Raw genomic sequence first — 21,343 nt, 5'->3', positions numbered from 1 at the left:
GACAGGGGAATAAGCAGCAGAGCCAGCAGAACAGCTGCGGCACGAGTTTTCAGCGTCCTGCACAAAGCCGGAAGGCTGTTAAAAGGAAGGCAGTAAACAGCGTGGCCGGCGTGCATCGGCAATACTCGATAGTTGTGTTGTCATGCACTCTTATCGATACCGGCTTAACGTAGGGTGAAGAATAAAGGTTCAATTTATTCTTGCAATTGTAAGTTTAAATAGTTTGGCTTAGATTTTTTGAGTTGATTTTATTTCTTCTGCTGTACTGAAGGTAATAATTCTTTCATCATGTCAAGAATAGTTGGTTTGGTATTCAAATCGGCAACCCAGGTCGGGTGGTTCATTTCCTGGCACAGATTGCGTAGCGGTGCTGCGTTGCCCTTTCCAGACCCTTGAAGAAAGGCAGGTGACGCCGTTGTGCCCGGTGAACGGCTTTCAGGTCCGTATCGACAACGATTTGAGTGAAGCCGGCCTGTCGCAATAGTTCCACGACTGCTTCTGCCCTTGCTCCCCTCGAGAAATGAACGCGGGACAGGATGCTGCGATGTGTTTCCATCATGTCTGCCGGTTTTGCGTCCGGTTGCGCGAGCAATCCAAAGCGAGCACGAGTTTTTGAAAACGTTGCAAGCAACTTTGCGAACCAGCCAGGATTGACAAAGTCTCCGTCGACGACGAGCAGCTGTCCTCCCGGTTTCAGCACCCGGTGCCATTCCGCAAAGGCGGCCGCAGGATCGACCAGGGTCCAGACAAGGTGCCGGCACGTTATGGCATCGTAGCTTTCGGACGCTTCCATCGTGCGTTCGGCATCGCCAAGCAGAAAGCGGATCGTGCGCCCGCGTTTCATTGCCTTTTCTCGGGCCTTGGCAAGCATGGGTTCCGCCCAGTCCATGCCGGTCACCTCAAAGCCTAGGTCGTCGAGCAGGTGCGAGATAACGCCGGTTCCGGAAGCAAGGTCAAGAACGCGTCTGGAGCCGCCCGGGCCCAGATGCTTTTCGAACAGCCTTATCCAGGCGGTGTGCTCTTCGTCGGAAAAAATCTCGTGGCCCGGCTGGGTGTCGAAGGTCTCGGCCCGCTTGCCCCAGTATTCCTTGATTTCTTCACGCAGATCGAAATTCGAGAGTGTGTCTGCGTCGCTCATCAGGCGTATTGCTCCGGTTGCTTGGAACCATTCCAAAAGATAATTCTTGACTCATATACTCAGGAAAAATACGAAAAACAAGAATTTAAAACTCAACTTATAACCTCAATAAAAAATCGAGGCGGATGTGAGCAAAATCAGAAGCTTGGCAGCATCTTTGCTGGTAACGGCTACTTTTCTTCCGGCAATGGCACTTGCCGGCGACGTGGTAACGGTCACGGATATTACCGGCCGTGAGGTCGAGGTCGAAGTGCCGGTGGAAAAGGTCATCCTGGGCGAGGGGCGCCAGATCTATTTCACCGCCGCGCTGGATGGTGAAGACCCCTTCAAACGTGTCGTCGGCTGGCGAGACGATTTCGAGAAGGCGGACAACGACGGGTACCATCAGTATCTCGAGAAGTACCCGGAAATGGCCGATCTGCCGACTTTCGGCGGCATGAAGAACGGCACTTTCGATGTCGAGCAGGCCGTTGCACTCCAGCCTGACGTGATCATCCTGAACCTCGACGCCAAGGTTGCCACCGAAGAAGGCGGCTACATCGAGAAACTCGGCAAGGTCGGCATCCCGGTTGTCTATGTCGACTTCCGCGAAAAGCCGATGGAAAACACCGAGTCGTCCATGCGCCTGATCGGCAAGCTCTACGGCAAGGAAGACAAGGCCGAGGAATTCATCGAATTCCGGGCATCCGAGATCGCCAAGGTGACTGACAAGCTGGCGGCACAGTCAGACCTCGCCAAACCCGTTGTGTTCGTGGAGCGTGCAGGCGGCTATTCCGATGATTGCTGCATGTCGTTCGGCAACGAGAATTTCGGCAAGATGGTTGAAATGGCCGGTGGCATCAACATGGCTGCCGAGATCATTCCCGGCACCTTCGGCACCGTCAACCCGGAGCAGATCATCGCGTCCGATCCGGACCAGATCATCGTGACCGGTGCAAACTGGGAGCTGTATGTTCCCGGAGGGAATTGGGTTGGTGTCGGCGCCGGCGCGGATCCGGAAGTATCTGCAGACAAGCTGGCGGGCCTGATGGAACGTCCGGGCTTTACAGGCGTCAAGGCGGTCCGGGAAAACAATGTCCATGCCATCTGGCACCAGTTCTACAACAGCCCTTACCAGTTCGTCGCTGTTCAGCAGATCGCCAAATGGCTGCATCCGGAGCTCTTTGCTGACCTTGACCCGGAAGCGACTTTCCAGGAATTGCACGACCGCTTCCTGCCGATCGACTACCGGCCAGGCTACTTCGTTTCGCTGAACTCGAGTAAATAAGATGGCGGTTTCGGAAATCATTCCGGCTGAGGAGGGGCGCGGTCTTTACCGCGCCCTTGCGTTCAGGCGCATTCTGGTTATTTGCGGGCTGATCGTCGCTCTGGCGTTCAGCTTTTCTTTGGATCTGGCCCTCGGACCGGCCCGCTATCCGCTGTCGGAAGTGCTTTCCGCCCTGGTTAATCCGTCCGGCGCCGATCTTCAGACACGCGTCGTCCTATGGGACATTCGCATGCCGATCGCGCTGATGGCGATCACCGTTGGGGCCTGCCTGTCCCTTGCGGGTGCGCAGATGCAGACGATCCTTGCCAATCCGCTGGCCAGCCCCTTCACGCTAGGCATTTCCGCTGCTGCCAGCTTTGGCGCGGCCCTGGGACTTGTCGCCGGCGTCGCGATCTTTCCGGCCGCAGTGCAATACATGGTCCCGATCAATGCCTTCCTGATGGCCATGGCGGCTTCGCTGTTCATCTATCTGCTGTCCACGGTACGGGGCGTGACTGTTCAGACCATCGTTCTTCTGGGGATCGCGTTGGTGTTCACGTTCAACGCTCTGTTGTCGCTGCTGGAATATCTTGCTTCCGAACAGGCGCTGGCTGCGGTCGTCTTCTGGACCATGGGGTCGCTGACCAAGGCGACATGGGGCAAAGTTCTGGCGACCTTCATCATTCTTGTTGTCTGCGTTCCGTTCTTCGCACGGCATTCCTGGGCTCTGACAGCCCTTCGGCTCGGCGACGTCAAGGCGGCGAGTTTCGGCGTCAACATCAGGTCGCTTCGGCTGAAAACGCTGCTCGGCGTCAGCCTGCTGGCGGCGATCCCCGTGTCCTTTGTCGGGACGATCGGCTTTGTCGGGCTTGTCGGACCGCACATTGCCAGGATGCTGGTCGGAGAAGACCAGCGTTTCTTCCTGCCTGCGGCCATCTTGTGCGGTTCCTTGATGCTGTCGGCAACATCGGTCGTTTCCAAGATCATACTTCCGGGGGCGATCCTGCCCATCGGCGTCATCACCGCGCTTGTCGGGGTTCCATTCTTCTTCGCGCTCATTTTCGCCGACCGGAGGCAGTCATGGTAACGTTGCAGCTGAAAGGGGTTGGCGCACGCTATGGCTCCACTCTTGCGGTCGAAGGGGTCACGACGCCGGTCTTCTCCGGCGGTGAACTGACGGCGGTGATCGGTCCCAACGCGGCCGGCAAATCGACCTTGTTCAAGCGCATCTCCGGTCTATTGAAAGGCCCTGGCGATGTCGTGCTGGCCGGCAGCCGGGCAGCACCCCGGGATGCCATCCGCTACATGCCCCAGGATACCCACGCCAATGCCGTCCTGACGGTTTATGAATCCGTTCTGCTCGCTGCCAAACAGGGTGAGGGCTGGCGTGTAAAGGACTCTGAACTCGTCGAAATCGACCAGATCCTGAAGGCGCTTCAGATTGATAGCCTGGCGTTCCGGAACCTTGGCGAACTCTCCGGCGGTCAGCGTCAGCTGGTTTCGATTGCGCAGGCACTGGTACGCCGTCCGGAAGTTTTGATGATGGACGAACCGACCTCCGCGCTGGATCTCTACCGGCAGGTCGAGGTGCTGAACTTTATGCGCGATCTGGCACGCCGCCAGGGCACCCTGGTTCTGATTGCCTTGCACGATCTCAATCATGCCCTGCGGTTCTGCCGGAACACCATGGTGATTGCCGAAGGGCGTCTCGTTGCCGCCGGCCCGTCCGAAGATGTCATCACGTCAGCGATGCTGCGTGACATCTACCGTGTGGAGGCGCGCGTGGAGGCCTGTTCGCGCGGCGAAAATCACGTCATCATCGACCGGTCCGCTGCCTGACGGTGTGTGGATCGGCCGATGGCCAACGCCGATTAATCCTGGTCGACGTCTATGCGGGCTTCTTCGACGGTCGAGGCCAGATCCCGGTTCGCATCCAGAAGCACATTCTGGTGCAATCGGATCCGCCACAGGTGATAGGACACCCTGTGCAGCCAGCGTAGGGCATCCAGCTTCAGCCAGACTGTTTCCGCCGGGACTGCATCGGCAGCGGCCATTGCAATCAGCCGGTCACGATTGAGGCGGCGTTGTCGGCGCATCAGCAACCGCAACCGGTCCAGCGTCCTCTCCTGTGTCTTGGCGTCCTTCTGTCTGGTGGAAATGTCCGTGACGCCGAGAAGCAGGCCCGCCAGGCGCTTGAGCCGGTGATCCAAAGACAGCTCGTCGATCCTCTGCCGCTGGTCGCAACGGTAGAGAAGGCGGCTCAAATGGTCGAGAATGTGAAACAGGCCTTTCAGTTCCTCCTGAAAGGCCATGTCGTTCGGCGGAACGATGATCTTGTCCAGATATGTCCGTGTTTCTGCGATGGCCTTGGCCAGGTCCTCCCGATCCAGTTCTTCATAAGCAGATGACTTTGCGCCCAACCGACTGCGCAGGCGTTCGATGATCAAGGTTTCCAGATGTGCGACGGTCTGCCCCGCCAGGGACGCGGCTGCGTGCGGGTCCCGCAATACGAGCGGATCCAGACGGCTGGTCAGATCGGAGCCTTTTTCGGGAACGAGATGTTCGATCAGCCGGGCGAATGGCCGCGCAAGTGGAAGCACCAAGACGACGCCAAGCGCATTGAAGAAACTGTGAAAAGCGACAAGCGCAATCTGGCTGTCGCCGTTTCCGGTCAACGCCCCGGCCACAAGCTGAAACGGCCCTAAAAGGAAAAACGCCATGACACCGGTCATGACGTTGTAGATCACATGCGCATAGCCCGTACGTCGGGCCATGGTACCGCCGCCGATGGTCGCCAAAGCTGCCGTAAATGTGGTTCCGACGTCCATGCCGATTACCAGCGCCGCTGCTTGTGGAAAGTTGATCGCACCGGCACCAAGCGCAGCCAGCGCTGTTGCAACGCCTGCGCTGGAGGACTGTGTCACGACGGTGATCAGCATGCCGATCAACACCAGCTGCAGCCGGCCGAAGAGTGTGTCCGGCGGAAAGTCGGTCGGGGTTACCACGCCACTGAAGGCGTCCAGACCGTCTTTCATGTGTTCGATGCCGATAAAGATCAGGCAAAAGCCCGCGAGCGCCTGGCCTGCGAGTGCGATCCGGCCCCGGAATGCCAGCCGCGCAATCGCGCCAAAAAAAACGAAGGGCAGGGCGATCTGGCCAAGATCCAGCTTGAAGCCGAGAACCGCAACCAGCCACCCTGTCAGGGTTGTGCCGACGTTGGCACCGAAGATGACGCCGAGCGCCTGGGGAAAGGTGAGGAGGCCGGAAGCGACAAAGCCGACAGCGGCAACAGTGGTTGCACTGGATGACTGGATGACTGCAGTGGTGAGAGCACCCGTCACGGCGCCCGACAAGGGCGTTGAGGTAAACCTGGACAACACGTCGCGCATGCGCTGTGCCGCCAGGGCTTTCAGCCCGTCGGTCAGTAGCAGCATACCGATCAGAAACAACCCGACGCCACCAAGCGCGGACATGAAACTCAAAAACATGCAGGCACGTTATCCGACAGGTTAAGCGCCCACAATCAGTCAAGATACTATCGGCTTCGCATTTGCGATCCTTGAGCTTCAGATTGAAGCGAAGGGTGCTTCATGGAGCATCTGCAACTTGAGGCAGAAAGTCCTTTGCTCGCCGGCACGACTGTGGGAGCTTGAACCTGTCAGGCTTATCAAGCTTCTGCCGGATGACGCGCTACGAGGAAGAGAGAAATGAAGAAGTATGAGGCCCCGGGTGTTTATGTCACCGAGCTGAACTCCTTCCCAAACACCGTCGTGCAGGTCCCGACGAGCGTTGCGGTCTTTGTCGGCTACACGGAAACAGCAATTGTGGATGGCAAGGATGTGACCGGCATTCCGGTGCGGATCTCCTCGATGTCGGAATTCGAGGCCCGTTTCGGCGTGGGGCCCATGTTTCGTTTCGACTTCAGCCTGCAGGATGGCAAGCCGGCTCTGGACCTGGAGGAAGCAAGCCGCTTCAATTTGCATGCGGCCATGGGACTTTTCTTCGAAAATGGAGGACATGGTTGCTGGATCTTGTCGGTTGGATGTTACGGCGCGGGAGAGCCCGTTCTCGTCAAGTCCGTGGAGGATTTCGGTGAACCTGTCTGGCGAGAGCTCGCCAAGCTGCAGGAGCCGTCGGTCATCGTGATACCCGACGCGGTGTTGTTGTCGTCAGAAGATTACAAGACCGTCAGCAATAGATGCCTTGCCCATTGTACAGACTTGCAAAACCGTTTCGCCATTGTCGACGTGTTCGATGGGGAAAGGGAGCGAACTTTAGACGAGAATGACGTGATCTCGGGAAAAAGCGGCCTGCGCACCTTGGTCGCAGCGGAAGATATGAGCTTTGCTGCCGCCTATTATCCCTGGTTGAATACGTCTCACTTCGGTGCGGGATCGATAACCTTTGAAAATGTTTCGGCTGGTACGCGCAAGGCCTTCTTCGAACATGTTGGCCAGGAGACTGCCATTCAGGCCAATGAGGCCCGGAAAGCCGCTTTCGATAAGGCGGTGAAATCACTGGAGGGCGACGACATCTCCGAAGAGGAGAAATGCACTACTCACAAGATCATGCGGGGTCTTTCAAAGCGCTACAACGAGCTTCTCTCGCAAGCTGTAAAAGCAGTAAGTGCCATGCCTCCGTCAGGCGCGTTGGCAGGTGCATATGCAGCGACAGACGCCCAGGATGGTGTCTGGAAAGCGCCGGCAAATCTCAGCCTTAATTCAGTCGTGTCGCCTTGCGTATCTATTTCCGATGCTGAGCAGGAAGACCTGAACACTCCGTTGGACGGAAAAGCCGTGAACGCAATCCGGTCGTTTCCCGAGCGAGGTAATGTGGTTTGGGGAGCACGCACGCTGGACGGTAACAGCTCGGAATGGCGCTATGTGAATATCCGCCGAACCGCGATCATGCTGGAACAATCGATCAAGGCGGCGCTGGATCCTTTTGTCTTTGCGCCAAACGCCGCTCCGACCTGGCTTATGGTGAAATCGGTGATCGAAAATTTCCTGAACGGGCTATGGAAACAAGGGGCTCTCGCGGGCGCTTCGTCAGAAGATGCCTACGGTGTCGAAGTCGGCCTTGGGACGACGATGACGGGCGCCGATGTTCAGGCCGGTTGCATGAACGTCGTGGTGAAGGTTTCGCTCTTGCGGCCGGCGGAATTCATTGTCCTGTCGTTCCAGCAGAAGGTCCGGAAAGGCTAGCCAGAGGAAACCGATCCGTTAGGCGCGTCAGGATCGGTCTGAAAAATCTGCGATCGTTTTGCTGCAAGCGGAGAAAGCCGTCCGGGCTACGGCCAGATGAGCGTTTCCGTCTCGTTGGTGTTGCCGCTGCCGGTTACCCGTGCTCCCGACACCTTGGCCTTGCCGCTGGCAACCATGGAAAGAGCCTTGGGGTAGATCTGGTGTTCAACGTCCAGCACACGGGCAGCCAACGTGTCAGGGGTGTCATTGTCCAGAACCGGTACGGCTCCCTGCATGATGATCGGACCATCGTCCATTTCAGCAGACACATAATGCACGGTGGCACCATGCAACTTGACACCTTCCTGCAAGGCCCGCTCATGTGTGGCAAGGCCTTTGAAAGAGGGCAGGAGAGCCGGATGGATGTTGATCATCCTGCCCGCCCAGGCATTGACCAGATAGGGGGTCAGGATACGCATGAAACCGGCAAGGGCGACCAGGTCGATCTTGTGGTCCTTCAAAACGGCATCTACCGATTTTTCGAACGCTTCCCGATCACCCGCATGGTCCTTGTGGTCGACAACTGCCGTTGCAATGCCCAGCTCAGCGGCCCGTTCCAGTCCCTTGGCGTCAGGCCGGTTGGACAGGACAAGCGTGATTTCGGCGGGATAGTCGGGAGACATTGCCGCGGAAATCAGCGCGCCCATGTTGGAGCCGCGTCCCGAGATCAGGATGGCAGTCTTCTTGCGGCTCATGCGCCAAGGTCCAGGCTGCCGTCAAACAGCACCGGTGCAGCGCCTTCAGCTTCGATGACGCCGATCTTGCTGACCGTTTCACCGGCATTGCGCAGGACGTCGGCAACCGCATCGGCCTGGTCCGCAGACACGACAATCACCATCCCGGTGCCGCAGTTGAACGTGCGCAGCATTTCCTTCTCGGCAACGCCGCCCGATTTCGCGAGCCAGCCGAACACCGGCGGGACGCTGATCTGGCCAAGATCGATGCGAGCGGAGCAATTCTTCGGCAGAACGCGCGGCAGGTTTTCCGGCAGGCCGCCACCGGTGATGTGGGCAAGGGCCTTGATGCCGGAGGTTTCCTTCAGTGCGGCCAGCAGCGGTTTGACGTAAATCCTGGTCGGTTCCATCAGGGCTTCGCCCAGTGTCTTGCCGGCTGCAAACGGTGCCGCGTCCGACCAGTTCATGCCGGACAGTTCGATGATCTTGCGCACCATGGAATAGCCGTTGGAATGAACGCCGGAGGAGGCCAGAGCAAGCAGTACGTCGCCAGCGGCAACGTCCGGGCGCGGCAGGATCCCGCCACGCTCAACGGCGCCGACGGAGAAGCCTGCCAGATCGTAGTCGCCTTCCACATACATGCCCGGCATTTCAGCTGTCTCGCCGCCGATCAGCGCGGCGCCTGCCATCTTGCAGCCGTCTGCAATGCCGGCAACCACATCCGTTGCAGTGGTCACATCCAGCGCGCCGGTCGCGAAATAGTCGAGGAAGAACAGCGGTTCAGCGCCCTGGACCACCAGATCGTTGACACACATCGCAACAAGGTCGATGCCCACAGTGCGGTGCTGGCCGGTTTCAATCGCAATCTTCAACTTGGTACCGACGCCGTCATTGGCGGCAACAAGGATCGGATCCTGAAACCCTGCGCCCTTCAGGTCAAAAAGACCACCGAAACCGCCGATATCGCTGTCGGCCCCGGGGCGGGAAGTTGCCTTGACCAGCGGCTTGATGCGGTTCACCAGTTCGTTTCCGGCGTCGATATCGACACCAGCATCGGCATAGGTCAGGCCGTTGGGACCAGAGGATTCGCTCATGGGGCACTCCGAGACTGCGTGCGGTTGGCTGTGCCAGTGCGGATTACAGTCTGCCGCCAAGGAACACAAGAGGCGAGCGGTTCTGCGCAGGGCTTAAGAACAGATGGCAGGCCAACTTCCGCATTTTTCTTCAAAACCAGGCCAATTTGAATGGCTCAAAGTGTATTGCCGGCGAAAAAAGAGGTCATGGAGCATCTGGATCAACCTTCAGCGCAAGAGTGCTGCAGACAGCCTGTTGCCGGAAATCGGTCTTGCTGGCCTGTTTGAAAACGTGGTCATAGGCTTTGCCTCATGAGGCAGAAGTGGCTCCTTGATGGCCCAATGCCGCGAAAAGCCGACTTCTTCTGGACTTGACCGGAGGCGGGGTTTAATTCCATGTCCGGAAGAAAGCCATTCCTACGCACCGGCACAACCGAGGAGCGCCATACATGACCCTTCGCCGTCAGGTCCAGTTCTGGCTGATTTCCCTCGTTGTTCTTTGCCTGTTTCTGTATGTCTTCTCCAGCGTGCTTCTCCCTTTCGTTGCCGGCATGGCGGTGGCCTATCTGCTGGATCCGGTTTGCGACCGGCTGGAAAAGCTGGGCATGGGGCGGATGTGGGCGACGCTGACAATCCTGTTCGCCTTCGTCCTCATCCTCGTGATGTTCTTCATCCTGCTTCTGCCACTTTTGGGCAATCAGCTTGCCCTTTTCCTGGAAAAGTTCCCGGAGCTGATCCGCAAGCTGCAGGCATTGCTGTCGGATAACTTTCCGGCCGATCTTGCGTCCGTTGCGGGCATCAATGCGGAAGACCTCCAGTCCTCCATGTCCAATCTCATCGGGCAGGGGGCTTCTTTCGTCGGCAAGCTGGCACAGTCGCTCTGGAGCGGCGGTCAGGCGTTGCTGTCGATCCTGTCGCTCTTCGTCATTACGCCGGTCGTTGCATTCTATCTATTGCTCGACTGGGACCGTATGGTCGCGCGTATCGACAGCTGGCTGCCGCGTGATCATCTGGCAGAAATCCGCGGCCTTGCAAAGGAAATGGATCAGGCTGTTGCCGGTTTCGTGCGCGGGCAGGTGTCGGTCTGTCTTATCCTGGGATCGTTTTACGCTGTTTCTCTGGCCCTGATCGGGCTGAACTTCGGTCTCCTGATCGGAATGGTGGCTGGTCTCGTCAGTTTCATTCCCTTCGTCGGGGCCGGGTTGGGGCTTGTCCTGTCCATCGGTGTGGCGCTTGTCCAATTCTGGCCGGAATGGCCCTGGATTATCGCAGTTGCCGCGATCTTTGGCGTCGGTCAGTTTCTGGAGGGCAATATCCTGCAGCCCAAACTTGTTGGCGAAAGCACGGGCCTGCATCCTGTTACGCTTATGTTTGCGTTATTTGCCTTTGGATATCTCTTTGGATTTGTGGGGATGCTGATTGCGGTTCCAGCCGCCGCGATGATCGGCGTGCTTGCACGCTTTGCCCTGAAGCAGTATCTCGCAAGCCCGGTCTATCAGGGAACCGATCATCCCGTATCGGGGCAAGAAGAACAGGTATCAGAGTAGAAAATGGTGGAAACACCGCGCCAGTTGCCTTTGGAATTGCCGCATGAAGCGGCCTTGAGCCGTGACGACTATCTGGTTGGAGGCTCCAACCGGGCTGCGTTCGAATTGCTGGAACGCTGGCCGGATTGGCCTTCTCCGGTCGTTGTCCTTGCAGGCCCCGTCGGCGCGGGAAAAACCCATCTTGTCCAGGCCTTTCAGGATGAGACCGGCGCTGCCGTTCTGGCTGCTTCCAAGCTCGATCCGCAGTCCGTGGAAACCCTCGTTGCCGCACCCGCTGCCGTGATCGAGGATGCGCACCTGGGCATCGACAACACGGCTTTGTTCCACCTTCTCAACGCTGCACGTCAGGCGGGGAAGACGGTGCTCATCACCAGCCGCACCTGGCCTGCCAGCTGGAAAATTTCTCTTCCCGATCTGCAGTCCCGCCTGCGCGCGGCCACTCCTGTCGAAATTCTGGAGCCGGACGATGATCTCCTTCGCCGTGTTCTGGTGAAGTTGTTTGCCGACCGGCAGATTGCGGTCGATCAAGGTGTCGTCGACTATCTTGTGGTGCGAATGGAACGTTCGCTAGAGGTCGCCATGCGCGCTGTGGAGGCGATCGATCAGGAGGCTCTTGCCGGGCGGGTCAAGATCACGAAACCACTTGCCGGGCGGGTCTTGGAAAATGTGCATAAAGGCCAATAATCGCCGATGCTGCCACAGGACTGTCATTTGCCCGCTCAGAAGTTCATGTTAGTCACGGCGGCGTTGAGGCAGAATGGGCGTGCCCGGTTTTGCCGGATTGAAGCGGAAGCTGCGCGGAACAAGGGATGATGCCATGAACGAAGCCCCTGATCTTTCGGACATTCTGCCTGCCTCCACCGTTGCTTCCGATGCAAAGGGAGCCGTGCCGGAACTGACACCGGAAGGTGAGCTGGCTACATCTCCGGCCAGGTTCATGAACCGGGAGCTGTCCTGGCTCCAGTTCAATCTCCGGGTTCTGGAAGAAGCCATGAACCCGAACCATCCGCTGCTTGAGCGCGTTCGGTTCCTGTCGATCTCCGCCAACAATCTCGACGAATTTTTCATGGTGCGTGTGGCCGGCCTGCGTGGCCAGCAACGGGCCGACGTTACCAATCTGTCCGACGACGGCCTGACGCCGACCGAACAGCTTCAGAAGATCAGCGAAGCAGTGCGTGATCTCCAGGCGTCCCAGCAGAAGATCTGGGTGGAGCTGCGCCGGGAGATTGCCGACAAGGGTATCGAGATCCCGCAGGGCGACACGCTCGACCAGGCGGACAAGGCCTGGCTGCAAGACTATTTCCTTGCTTATGTCTTCCCGGTTCTGACGCCGCTTGCCATCGATCCGGCGCATCCGTTCCCGTTCATTCCGAACCTTGGCTTTTCCATCGTCTTTGAACTGGCGCCAACTTCCGGTGGGCGCGGCATGATTGCTCTGCTCAGAATTCCGAGCCAGGTTGATCGCTTCGTTCAATTGCCAAACGGCGAAGATGGCGCTGCCCGGTTCATCGCAATCGAGAAAGTCGTCAGCCTTTTCATCGGGCGCTTGTTTCCAGGCTACGAGATCCGGGGCAAGGGGGCGTTCCGCGTCATTCGTGACAGCGATCTTGAAATCGAAGAAGAAGCGGAAGACCTCGTGCGTCTGTTCGAAAGCGCTTTGCGCCGCCGCCGCCGGGGCTCGGTGATCCGTCTGGAAATCCAGGAAACCACACCGCCGGCGTTGCGTGAGTTCGTGGGGGAGGCGCTGCATGTCGGGCAAAGCGAGATCTTCCTTGCAAACGGGTTGCTTGCGCTCAACAACCTGTCCCAGATCGTAGACCTTGAGCGGCCTGACCTGAAGTTCCAGCCCTATACCGCCCGCTTTCCGGAGCGCATTCGCGAACATGGCGGCGACTGTCTGGCGGCGATCCACCAGAAGGACATCATCGTCCACCACCCGTATGAATCCTTCGACGTTGTGGTTCAGTATCTGCGGCAGGCTGCGCGTGATCCGGATGTGGTGGCGATCAAGCAGACGCTCTATCGTACCTCCAACGACAGCCCCATCGTGAAGGCTTTGGCTGAGGCGGCCGAAGCCGGCAAATCCGTTACCGCACTGGTGGAGCTCAAGGCCAGGTTCGACGAGGAAGCGAATATCAAGTGGGCGCGCGATCTGGAGCGGGCAGGGGTGCAGGTTGTCTTCGGCTTCATCGAGCTTAAAACGCACTCCAAGCTCTCCATGGTCATCAAGCGCGAGCACGGTCAGCTCAAGACCTATTGCCACATCGGGACAGGAAACTATCACCCGATCACGGCGCGGATTTATGAGGATCTTTCCTTCTTCACCGATGATCCCGGCATTGCCGAGGATGCGGCCCGGGTGTTCAACTTCATCACCGGTTACGCTCAACCGGCGGAATTGAACAACCTCATGGTGTCTCCGGTCAACCTGCGTCAGCGCATGCTGGAAATGACCGAGAACGAGATCGAGCACGCCCGCGCAGGCCGCCCCGCGCAGATCTGGTGGAAGATGAATTCCCTCGTGGATCCGGCGATCATCGATGCCCTTTATCGCGCAAGCCAGGCAGGTGTGCAGATCGATCTGATCATTCGCGGCATTTGCTGCCTGCGTCCGGGCATTCCGGGTCTGTCCGACAACATTCGGGTGAAATCCATTGTCGGACGTTTCCTGGAGCATTCTCGCATCTACTGCTTTGGCAACGGCCAGGGACTGCCGTCTCCCGAGGCTCACGTCTATATCGGTTCAGCCGATCTGATGCCGCGTAACATCGACCGGCGGGTCGAGGTCCTGGCACCGCTCAAGACACCGACCGTGCACGAACAGGTTCTGGACCAGATCATGGTGGCCAACCTGAAGGACAACCAGCAAAGCTGGCGCATTCTGTCGGACGGCAGCCATGAGCGCATCGTTCCGAACGCCAATGAGGAACCCTTCAATGCGCATCAGTATTTCATGACGAACCCCTCGCTTTCCGGCAGAGGCAAATCATTGAAGAGCGATCGGCCGAGGCCGTTCCTGGAACGGCAAAAACGAGGTTAGCATGACTGCTGAGTTTCATCCGGCACGTGGCCGGCTCAACGGGTCCGGACCTGTCGCAGTCGTGGACATCGGCTCCAACTCCGTGCGCCTCGTGATTTACGAGCGCAAGGCCCGCACACCGACCATGCTGTTCAACGAAAAGCTGCTGGCAGGGCTTGGCAAGGGCATTGCGGCGACCGGCCGTCTGGCCGACGATTCCGTCAGCCTGGCCCTCGGTGAACTGACCCGGTTCAAGACCCTCATCAAGCATACCGGCTGTCAGGACATCTATATCGTAGCGACGGCTGCGGCGCGCGATGCGGAAAACGGGCCTGATTTCGTGCGCGAGGTCGAACGGTTTCTGGAGGCACCGGTTCGCATCCTCGATGGCAATGAAGAGGCCTATTACTCCGCTCTTGGTGTGATTGCCGGGTTCTGGCAGCCGCGCGGCATTGTCGGCGACATGGGGGGCGGCAGTCTGGAGCTGGTGGAAATTGCCGACAACAAGCCCGGCACGGGAGCGACGTTCCCCCTTGGCGGGCTGCGGCTTTCGGAAGAGGCCGAAGGCAAGATTGCCAAGGCACAGAAGATCACTGAAGCGGCTCTCAAGGACTTTCAGTGGCCTGACCTGGCTCCCGGTGAACGGACATTCTATGCCGTTGGCGGCACGTGGCGTTCGCTGGGCCGTCTGCATCTGATGCAGAACAATTACCCACTGCACGTGATGCACAATTATGAAATCAGTGCGGAAGAGGCGATTGCCTTCTGCAAGCGTATCGCCATTCCCAACCTTGAAGGGGTGGAACTGGCGGAGATCGTTTCCAAACAGCGCCGTCCTCTGGTGCCGATCGGTGCAGTCGTGCTGGAACAGGTGCTGACGTCGATGAAGGCGGAGCGCCTGGTCTTTTCCGCAACCGGTGTTCGTGAAGGCCTGCTCCATGAAAAGCTGCCTTTGGAAATGCAGGCTCATGACCCGGTAATTGAAGCCGCGCGTGAACTGTGCACGCTGCGTGCGCGCTCACCTGCGCACGCGGAAGAGCTGATTGTCTGGACGGACAAGCTGTTCAAGGAACTTGGCATCGAGGAAACCGCCAACGAGACACGGCTTCGCCACGCGGCGTGTCTTCTCTCCGACATCGGCTGGCGCGCCCATCCCGACTATCGCGGCGAGCAGAGCCTCAATATCATTTCGAACGCATCTTTCGTCGGGCTGGATCATGCCAGTCGCGCTTATCTTGCAGCAGCCGTTTTCTATCGCCACCAGGGTCTGCGCGAGGGCGATCTTTCGCCGGTCATCCGGGAGCTGTTTACCGACCGTCTGCGCATCCGTGCCAAGGTTCTTGGCGCGACCATGCGGGTGGCGTCTCTTTTGAGTGCTTCCATTGCCGGCATGTTGCCGAAGGTCGGCATCACCAAATCGGAAACAGGGTTGTCACTGGATCTCGGCAAGGACCTTGCCGATCTCGACGGTGAACGTCTGCGCAAGCGTGCGAACCAGCTCAGCAAGGTCATCGATGTCGATGTTGCTGTAAACGCCGGCTAATTTCTGGGGTGCTGCGGAACTGAGACTGAGAAGGCAGGCGGCAGAGTTTACTCTGCCGCTTCCGATTCAACGTTCGCCTGCCGCGGCTGATCAATCGCGACGATCTGACGATCCTGGAAGGCGAGGGCGACTTCACCGCGCTTCAGCTTGAGCGCGGTTTCGCCGAAAAGCTCGCGCCGCCAGCCCTTCATGGCTGCCACATCGGCAGCATCATCCGCAGCGATCTTTTCAAGATCATCCACCGTGGCTATGACCTTGGCAGCAACGCCATGTGCTTCGCTGACAAGTTTCAGAAGAACCTTCAAGAGATCGACAGCGGCGGCTGAACCGTCCGGTGCCTGTCGACCTTTCGGCAGTTTCGGCATTTCGTTCTTGGGAAGCGAAACGGCCCGTCTGACGGCTTTCAGGATCTCGTCTGCGGACTTTGAACGCTCGAAGCCGCGCGGAATGGTCCTGAGGCGCGCGAGCGATTCTGCGTCCTGGGGCTGCTGAGCTGCGAGTTCGTAGATGGCATCGTCCTTGATGACGCGGCTGCGCGGAACGTCGCGTGATTGCGCTTCCCGTTCGCGCCAGGCTGCAACTTCCATCATCACGGCCAGTTCAACCGGCTTGCGCACTCGAAGCTTCAGCCGTTTCCAGGCCTGTTCGGGATCCGTACGGTAGGTGTTGATGGATGTCAGCACCTGCATTTCGTCCTGAACCCAGTGGCTGCGGTCCTGTTCGGCGAGATTCGCTTTCAGGAACTGATAGGCGTCGCGCAGATGCGTGACGTCCGCCAGCGCATAATCCAGTTGCTTTGCCGTCAGCGGCCTGCGGGCCCAGTCGGTGAAGCGGGACGACTTGTCGATCCGGGCACCGGTCACCTTGTAGACAAGCTGGTCGTAGGAAATGGAATCACCAAAGCCGCAAACCATGGCCGCGACTTGAGTGTCGAACAGCGGGGCTGGGATAAGTTCTCCCAGATGATAGATGATTTCAATGTCCTGGCGGGCAGCGTGAAAAACTTTTGTCACATTGCCGTCGCGCATAAGCTCGAAAAAGGGCTCAAGGTCCAGCCCTTCGGACAGGGCATCGACGATGAAGGCCATGTCAGGCCCTGCCATCTGGATGACGCAGAGCTTGGGCCAAAAGGTTGTCTCACGGAGAAACTCCGTGTCGACAGTCACGTAATCATGAGCGGCAAGACGCTGGCACGCAGCGGCGAGATCTTTTGTTTTTGTAATCACATGCATGGTGACGGACAGCTATACCCGAGTTCTGCCGCTTTGTCGCCACGAAATGGTAATTTTCGCGCTCGAAGCTCTTGAAAAGGCGCATTTTGTGCGCCTATGTTGAAGCTTAGGCGAGCGTCCGCAAAAGAACACACATGGGAGTGGAAATGCGCAAGATACTGGTGGTGAATTCAAAGGGCGGTTGCGGCAAGACGACCCTCGCCACGAATCTTGCCGTTGCGCTCGCCGCCCGTGGCGAAGATGTTGCCCTTGCCGATGCGGACCGGCAGAAGTCGAGCCTTTCCTGGGTCAAGCGCCGCCCAAAGGACCTGGCGCAGATCGAAGGTCTCAACTGGAGCAAGGAGGACGCTATCGGTGACAAGGACAAGCATCTGGACGCTATTGTCATCGACGGACCCGGCGGGCTTCGATCGGAGCTGGCCAAGAACCTGATCGCAGAGTCGTCCGATATCATCGTTCCGGTGCTTGCGTCCGCCTTCGACTGGGACGCCACCTTGAAGTTTCTCGACGGCATTTCCGATATAAAGCGCGTGCGCAAGGGCAAGGCCGATATTCACGTGGTTGCAAACCGGATCGATCGTCGGTCAAACCAGGTTGCCGATCTCGAGCAGTTGCTCGCCAAGAAGGGCTATCCGCTGCTTGCCCGGATTTCTGATCGGGTGATATATGCCCGCCATGCCGCAGCCGGGTCTGGCGTTTTCGACTATTCCGATGCCAGTTCCCACGAGATCCGCGGCCAGTGGCATCCACTGTTGCAAGCAGTCGACGCCTGAGAGAAATTCCCGAACCGTTTCGCGTTCAAAAGGGGAGAGGCAAGCCTACCGCAAGCCTTTCCCTTGACTTTCGTCCCGCAACATGGATTGTGCAGCCGGACTCGGCCTGCCTCCAGCGGGCCGTAACGATTTTCTATGCCAAGAAAAATGTCGAGGAATTAGAATGCACCCCTACCGTAGTCACACATGCGGTGACCTCCGTCTGTCCGACGAAGGCCAGACTATCCGTCTTTCCGGCTGGGTCCACAGGGTCCGCGATCATGGCGGGGTGCTGTTCATCGATCTGCGCGATCATTACGGTGTCACACAATGCGTGGTCGACCCCGACTCTGCGGCCTTCAAACTGGCCGAATCCGTGCGCTCCGAATGGTGTATCCGCATCGACGGCAACGTGAAGAAGCGCACCGACGAAACCATCAACGCCGAACTTCCGACCGGTGACATTGAAGTCTTCATCCGCGAGATGGAAATCCTGGGTGCGGCGAAGGAACTGCCGCTGCCGGTCTTCGGTGATCTGGACTATCCGGAAGAAGTTCGTCTGAAGTACCGTTTCCTGGATCTGCGCCGCGAGAAGCTGCACCAGAACATGATCCTGCGCTCCAATGTGGTGCGCGATCTGCGTGACCGCATGTGGAACATCGGCTTCAACGAATTCCAGACGCCGATCATCACGGCCTCTTCCCCTGAGGGCGCGCGTGACTTCCTGGTTCCCTCTCGTCTGCACCCCGGCAAGTTCTACGCCCTGCCGCAGGCACCGCAGCAGTTCAAGCAGCTGCTGATGGTCTCCGGCTTCGACAAGTACTTCCAGATCGCGCCGTGTTTCCGCGATGAAGACCCGCGTGCCGATCGTTCACCGACCGACTTCTACCAGCTCGACATGGAAATGTCCTTCGTCACCCAGCAGGACGTGTTCGATACCATCGAGCCAGTGATTGCAGGCTGCTTCGAGCGTTTCGGCAACGGCCGTCCGGTCAACCGCAACTGGCCGCAGATTTCCTACAAGGATTCAGCGCTCTGGTACGGCACCGACAAGCCGGACCTCAGAAACCCGATCAAGATGGAAATCGTCTCCGAGCATTTTGCAGGATCCGGTTTTGCAATCTTTGCCAAGCTACTGGAGCAGCCGGGCACCGAGATCCGCGCTATCCCGGCACCGAAGGGCGGAAGCCGCAAGTTCTGCGACCGCATGAACAAGTTCGCCCAGGAGCAGGGCCTGCCGGGTATGGGCTACATCTTCTGGCGCAAGGCTGAAGACGGTTCCATGGAAGCTGCCGGTCCGCTGGCCAAGAACATTGGTCCGGAACGCACCGAAGCGATCCGCACCCAGCTGGGTCTCGACGTCGGTGATGCGGCCTTCTTCCTCGGCGGCAAGCCGAAGCAGTTCGAGCCGGTCGCAGGCAAGGCCCGTGTCATCATCGGCGAAGAGCTCGGCCATACCGACAAGGACCGGTTCGAATTTGCCTGGATCGTGGATTTCCCGATCTACGAGCGCGACGAGGAAACCGGCGAGATCGATTTCGAACACAACCCGTTCTCCATGCCTCAGGGCGGAATGGAAGCTTTGGAAGGCGATCCTCTGGAGGTTCGCGGTTATCAGTACGATCTGGCCTGCAACGGTCACGAGCTGGTTTCCGGCGCGATCCGGAACCACAAGCCGGAGATCATGTACAAGGCTTTCGAAATTGCCGGCTATCCGGCTGAGGAAGTCGACAAGCGCTTCGGCGGCATGGTCAATGCATTCCAGTATGGCGCTCCTCCGCACGGCGGCTGCGCGGCCGGCATCGACCGCATGGTCATGCTGATGGCTGATGAAGCCAACATCCGTGAAGTCATGCTCTTCCCGATGAACCAGAAGGCGGAAGACCTGATGATGGGCGCACCGAGCGAAGCGACATCGGCTCAGCTTCGCGATCTGCATTTGCGTCTGAACTTGCCGGACGCCTGATAACAACCTACTTGCGGGTAACCGTTAAATAGGGATAACCCTCTGCAACAGAGGCTTGAGGCCGGCCTAGCCGGCCTCAGTCATGCTAAGCTTAGCGAGTTTTTGGAAAGGCGGCTTACAGTGCTCAACCCTGCAAAATGGGAGATCTGGAACGATCCGGATGGCACGGTCCAAGTCATCAAGCGCCTGTTGAGCGAAAATCTCCGGGCCTACATACCACGCTACATGGTGGCCTTCGTTTTCATGGGCATGGTAGCGGCGACGACCGCCGCAAGTGCCTGGATCATGAAGGATGTCATCAACGAGGTGTTCATCAACCGCGACAAGGCGATGATCTATGTCATCGCCGGAGCGGTCATCTGCATCTTCACCCTCAAGGGCGCTTCGACCTACGGTCAGATGGTTGTTCTCTCAAGGGTAGGCAATGCGATTGTTGCCGACCTTCAGAACCGCTTGTTCAAGCGGCTGACCATGCAGGACCAGGCCTATTACGACCGGATGTCCCTGCCGGAACTGGGCATTCGCGTGAACACGGGTGCGGGCAGTGCCCGTTCGGTCATCGACATGATCGTGCTCAGCCTTGGCCGGGATATTCTGACCCTGATCGGTCTCGTCGGCGTGATGATTGTCCAGGATCCCCTGATGAGCCTGCTCGCACTGGTGATCATGCCGCCGATCGTCGTCGGTGTCAGTTTTCTGGTCAAGCGGGTGAAGACCTACGCCAAGCGGCAGGTGGTTTCGAACGCCAAGATCGGCTCGACCCTGCAGGAAACCGTGCTGGGTATTCGCATCGTCAAGGCATTCCGAATGGAGCAGACGATGCAGCAGCGGATGGCGACATCCGTCTCTGAAGTCGAACGCCAGTCCAACAAGATTGCGGCGCTAACGGCGCGGACATCCCCGCTGATGGAATCCCTCGGCGGGTTCGCGATTGCACTGGTTATCTTCTACGGTGGATATTCGGTGGTGGAACTGGGCAAGGATCCCGGCGCGTTTTTCGCATTCATCACCGCCCTGTTGCTTGCGTATGATCCGGCGCGCCGTCTGGCCCGCCTGAATGTCAATCTCAGCAAGGCACTGGTCGGGGTTCGTCTGATGTACGAATTGATCGACGAGCAGCCGGACCTGGAGCAGGTCGAAAATGCACCGGACCTCAAGGTTGATAGCGGGCAGATCGAACTGAAGGACGTCAAGTTCTCCTATGGCGAAGGTGCTGCCCTGAACGGGCTGACCTTGACGGCTGAGGGCGGCAAGACAACGGCACTGGTTGGTGCATCCGGCGCCGGGAAATCAACGGTCTTTGCCTTGATCGAGCGTTTCTACGATCCGCAGCAAGGTACGATCTCCGTTGACGGTCAGCCGATCAAATCGGTGACGATGGGTTCCCTGCGCCGTAACATTGCCTACGTCAGTCAGGACTCCTACCTCTTCAACATCAGCATCCGCGACAACATCGCAATCGGCAGGCCCGATGCGACGCAGGAAGAGATCGAGGCGGCGGCAAAGGCGGCAAACGCCCATGACTTCATCCTCGAATTGCCTGAAGGCTACAACACGTTGGCAGGCGACGGTGGCGGCCGGTTGTCCGGCGGTCAGCGTCAGCGAGTTGCCATCGCGCGCGCCATGCTGCTTGATGCGCCGATCCTGTTGCTGGACGAGGCGACCTCCGCTCTCGACGCTGAATCCGAGGCCAAGATCCAATCCGCGCTCGAAACACTGATGGAAGGCCGCACAACGCTTGTGATCGCCCACCGGCTCAGCACGGTTCGCCACGCGCACAAGATACTCGTTCTGGACAGGGGGCGCGTCCTTGAAAGCGGCACGCATGACGAATTGTTCGAGCATGACGGCATATATCGGCGCCTGTGCGAACTGCAGTTCCAGAGCCGGAACGAGGCAGCCGAGTAAAC

At 58.4% G+C, this 21,343-nt stretch carries 17 protein-coding genes; 12 read left to right on the top strand and 5 right to left on the bottom strand.

All coding sequences use genetic code 11. The annotated features are described in order from the left end of the window. Positions 1–340: 340 nt before the first annotated feature. The gene (locus tag B0E33_RS00435; protein ID WP_075281578.1) at positions 341–1,138 is read right to left on the bottom strand and encodes a class I SAM-dependent methyltransferase; all 798 of its coding nucleotides are present in this window, start codon (positions 1,136–1,138) and stop codon (positions 341–343) included. A gap of 187 nt (positions 1,139–1,325) precedes the next feature. Here B0E33_RS00435 and B0E33_RS00430 point away from each other — a divergent pair, with 187 nt between their 5' ends. The 3 genes from B0E33_RS00430 to B0E33_RS00420 are packed head-to-tail and all read left to right on the top strand — an operon-like array spanning position 1,326 to position 4,223. After that, on the top strand, positions 1,326–2,405 hold the full coding sequence (locus B0E33_RS00430; protein ID WP_156912500.1) for an ABC transporter substrate-binding protein: 1,080 nt from the start codon (positions 1,326–1,328) through the stop codon (positions 2,403–2,405). 1 nt (position 2,406) lies between these two features. Further along, the gene (locus B0E33_RS00425) at positions 2,407–3,471 is read left to right on the top strand and encodes a FecCD family ABC transporter permease (protein ID WP_062489027.1); all 1,065 of its coding nucleotides are present in this window, start codon (positions 2,407–2,409) and stop codon (positions 3,469–3,471) included. Beyond that, entirely contained in the window at positions 3,465–4,223 is a 759-nt protein-coding gene (locus B0E33_RS00420) for an ABC transporter ATP-binding protein (protein ID WP_077290087.1), read from the top strand. Before B0E33_RS00425 ends, B0E33_RS00420 begins: the two co-directional genes overlap by 7 nt. 32 nt (positions 4,224–4,255) lie before the next feature. On the opposite strand, the gene B0E33_RS00415 is transcribed toward B0E33_RS00420, so the two are convergent. Continuing rightward, positions 4,256–5,872: a Na/Pi cotransporter family protein gene (locus B0E33_RS00415; RefSeq protein ID WP_077290086.1), complete on the bottom strand. Its 1,617-nt coding sequence runs from the start codon at positions 5,870–5,872 to the stop codon at positions 4,256–4,258. Between the two features lie 219 nt (positions 5,873–6,091). On the opposite strand from B0E33_RS00415, the gene B0E33_RS00410 reads away from it, so the two are divergent. After that, the gene (locus tag B0E33_RS00410) at positions 6,092–7,588 is read left to right on the top strand and encodes a phage tail sheath family protein (protein ID WP_077290085.1); all 1,497 of its coding nucleotides are present in this window, start codon (positions 6,092–6,094) and stop codon (positions 7,586–7,588) included. Between the two features lie 86 nt (positions 7,589–7,674). Here B0E33_RS00410 and purN read toward each other — a convergent pair whose 3' ends face one another. Continuing rightward, entirely contained in the window at positions 7,675–8,322 is a 648-nt protein-coding gene (gene purN, locus B0E33_RS00405) for a phosphoribosylglycinamide formyltransferase (protein WP_077290084.1), read from the bottom strand. Beyond that, complete coding sequence (purM, locus tag B0E33_RS00400) at positions 8,319–9,395, bottom strand: phosphoribosylformylglycinamidine cyclo-ligase (protein WP_055653699.1); 1,077 nt, start codon at positions 9,393–9,395, stop codon at positions 8,319–8,321. The genes purN and purM overlap by 4 nt, the downstream gene beginning before the upstream one ends. Before the next feature lie 103 nt (positions 9,396–9,498). On the opposite strand from purM, the gene B0E33_RS00395 reads away from it, so the two are divergent. From B0E33_RS00395 to B0E33_RS00375, 5 genes are all read left to right on the top strand, one after another. After that, positions 9,499–9,690: a hypothetical protein gene (locus tag B0E33_RS00395; protein ID WP_077290083.1), complete on the top strand. Its 192-nt coding sequence runs from the start codon at positions 9,499–9,501 to the stop codon at positions 9,688–9,690. Between the two features lie 133 nt (positions 9,691–9,823). Then, positions 9,824–10,921 carry an AI-2E family transporter gene (locus B0E33_RS00390; protein WP_077290082.1) on the top strand — a complete coding sequence of 366 codons (1,098 nt, stop codon included), beginning with the start codon at positions 9,824–9,826 and terminating at the stop codon, positions 10,919–10,921. Positions 10,922–10,924: 3 nt separating this feature from the next. After that, a complete protein-coding gene (locus B0E33_RS00385; protein WP_055653703.1) occupies positions 10,925–11,605 on the top strand; it encodes a P-loop NTPase family protein in 681 nt (226 codons plus the stop codon). Positions 11,606–11,738: 133 nt separating this feature from the next. Next, positions 11,739–13,961, top strand: coding sequence for an RNA degradosome polyphosphate kinase (locus B0E33_RS00380; RefSeq protein ID WP_055656448.1), 2,223 nt, complete (start codon positions 11,739–11,741; stop codon positions 13,959–13,961). A gap of 1 nt (position 13,962) precedes the next feature. After that, complete coding sequence (locus B0E33_RS00375) at positions 13,963–15,483, top strand: Ppx/GppA phosphatase family protein (protein ID WP_077290081.1); 1,521 nt, start codon at positions 13,963–13,965, stop codon at positions 15,481–15,483. A 47-nt stretch (positions 15,484–15,530) separates the two neighbouring features. Here B0E33_RS00375 and rnd read toward each other — a convergent pair whose 3' ends face one another. After that, on the bottom strand, positions 15,531–16,715 hold the full coding sequence (rnd, locus tag B0E33_RS00370; RefSeq protein ID WP_023004024.1) for a ribonuclease D: 1,185 nt from the start codon (positions 16,713–16,715) through the stop codon (positions 15,531–15,533). 146 nt (positions 16,716–16,861) lie between these two features. On the opposite strand from rnd, the gene B0E33_RS00365 reads away from it, so the two are divergent. From B0E33_RS00365 to B0E33_RS00355, 3 genes are all read left to right on the top strand, one after another. Further along, positions 16,862–17,488, top strand: coding sequence for a nucleotide-binding protein (locus B0E33_RS00365; RefSeq protein ID WP_077293086.1), 627 nt, complete (start codon positions 16,862–16,864; stop codon positions 17,486–17,488). A 163-nt stretch (positions 17,489–17,651) separates the two neighbouring features. Beyond that, on the top strand, positions 17,652–19,433 hold the full coding sequence (gene aspS / locus B0E33_RS00360) for an aspartate--tRNA ligase (RefSeq protein ID WP_077290080.1): 1,782 nt from the start codon (positions 17,652–17,654) through the stop codon (positions 19,431–19,433). A 120-nt stretch (positions 19,434–19,553) separates the two neighbouring features. Next, entirely contained in the window at positions 19,554–21,341 is a 1,788-nt protein-coding gene (locus tag B0E33_RS00355; protein ID WP_077290079.1) for an ABC transporter ATP-binding protein, read from the top strand. Positions 21,342–21,343 lie beyond the last annotated feature (2 nt).

Origin of the sequence: Roseibium algicola (genome assembly GCF_001999245.1) — a bacterium.
Classification (GTDB): domain Bacteria; phylum Pseudomonadota; class Alphaproteobacteria; order Rhizobiales; family Stappiaceae; genus Roseibium; species Roseibium algicola.
Note: the sequence above shows the minus strand (reverse complement) of the source record. Positions and strands in the feature narration are given on the sequence as shown.

Bases quoted from the DNA above. Each gene is read 5' to 3' on its own strand.
- B0E33_RS00395 (WP_077290083.1), top strand. From the start codon at position 9,499: ATGGCAGGCCAACTTCCGCATTTTTCTTCAAAACCAGGCCAATTTGAA.
- aspS (WP_077290080.1), top strand. From the start codon at position 17,652: ATGCACCCCTACCGTAGTCACACATGCGGTGACCTCCGTCTGTCCGAC.
- B0E33_RS00385 (WP_055653703.1), top strand. From the start codon at position 10,925: ATGGTGGAAACACCGCGCCAGTTGCCTTTGGAATTGCCGCATGAAGCG.
- B0E33_RS00425 (WP_062489027.1), top strand. From the start codon at position 2,407: ATGGCGGTTTCGGAAATCATTCCGGCTGAGGAGGGGCGCGGTCTTTAC.
- B0E33_RS00375 (WP_077290081.1), top strand. From the start codon at position 13,963: ATGACTGCTGAGTTTCATCCGGCACGTGGCCGGCTCAACGGGTCCGGA.
- B0E33_RS00410 (WP_077290085.1), top strand. From the start codon at position 6,092: ATGAAGAAGTATGAGGCCCCGGGTGTTTATGTCACCGAGCTGAACTCC.
- B0E33_RS00390 (WP_077290082.1), top strand. From the start codon at position 9,824: ATGACCCTTCGCCGTCAGGTCCAGTTCTGGCTGATTTCCCTCGTTGTT.
- purN (WP_077290084.1), bottom strand. From the start codon at position 8,322: ATGAGCCGCAAGAAGACTGCCATCCTGATCTCGGGACGCGGCTCCAAC.
- rnd (WP_023004024.1), bottom strand. From the start codon at position 16,715: ATGCATGTGATTACAAAAACAAAAGATCTCGCCGCTGCGTGCCAGCGT.
- purM (WP_055653699.1), bottom strand. From the start codon at position 9,395: ATGAGCGAATCCTCTGGTCCCAACGGCCTGACCTATGCCGATGCTGGT.
- B0E33_RS00435 (WP_075281578.1), bottom strand. From the start codon at position 1,138: ATGAGCGACGCAGACACACTCTCGAATTTCGATCTGCGTGAAGAAATC.
- B0E33_RS00380 (WP_055656448.1), top strand. From the start codon at position 11,739: ATGAACGAAGCCCCTGATCTTTCGGACATTCTGCCTGCCTCCACCGTT.
- B0E33_RS00420 (WP_077290087.1), top strand. From the start codon at position 3,465: ATGGTAACGTTGCAGCTGAAAGGGGTTGGCGCACGCTATGGCTCCACT.
- B0E33_RS00430 (WP_156912500.1), top strand. From the start codon at position 1,326: ATGGCACTTGCCGGCGACGTGGTAACGGTCACGGATATTACCGGCCGT.
- B0E33_RS00415 (WP_077290086.1), bottom strand. From the start codon at position 5,872: ATGTTTTTGAGTTTCATGTCCGCGCTTGGTGGCGTCGGGTTGTTTCTG.
- B0E33_RS00365 (WP_077293086.1), top strand. From the start codon at position 16,862: ATGCGCAAGATACTGGTGGTGAATTCAAAGGGCGGTTGCGGCAAGACG.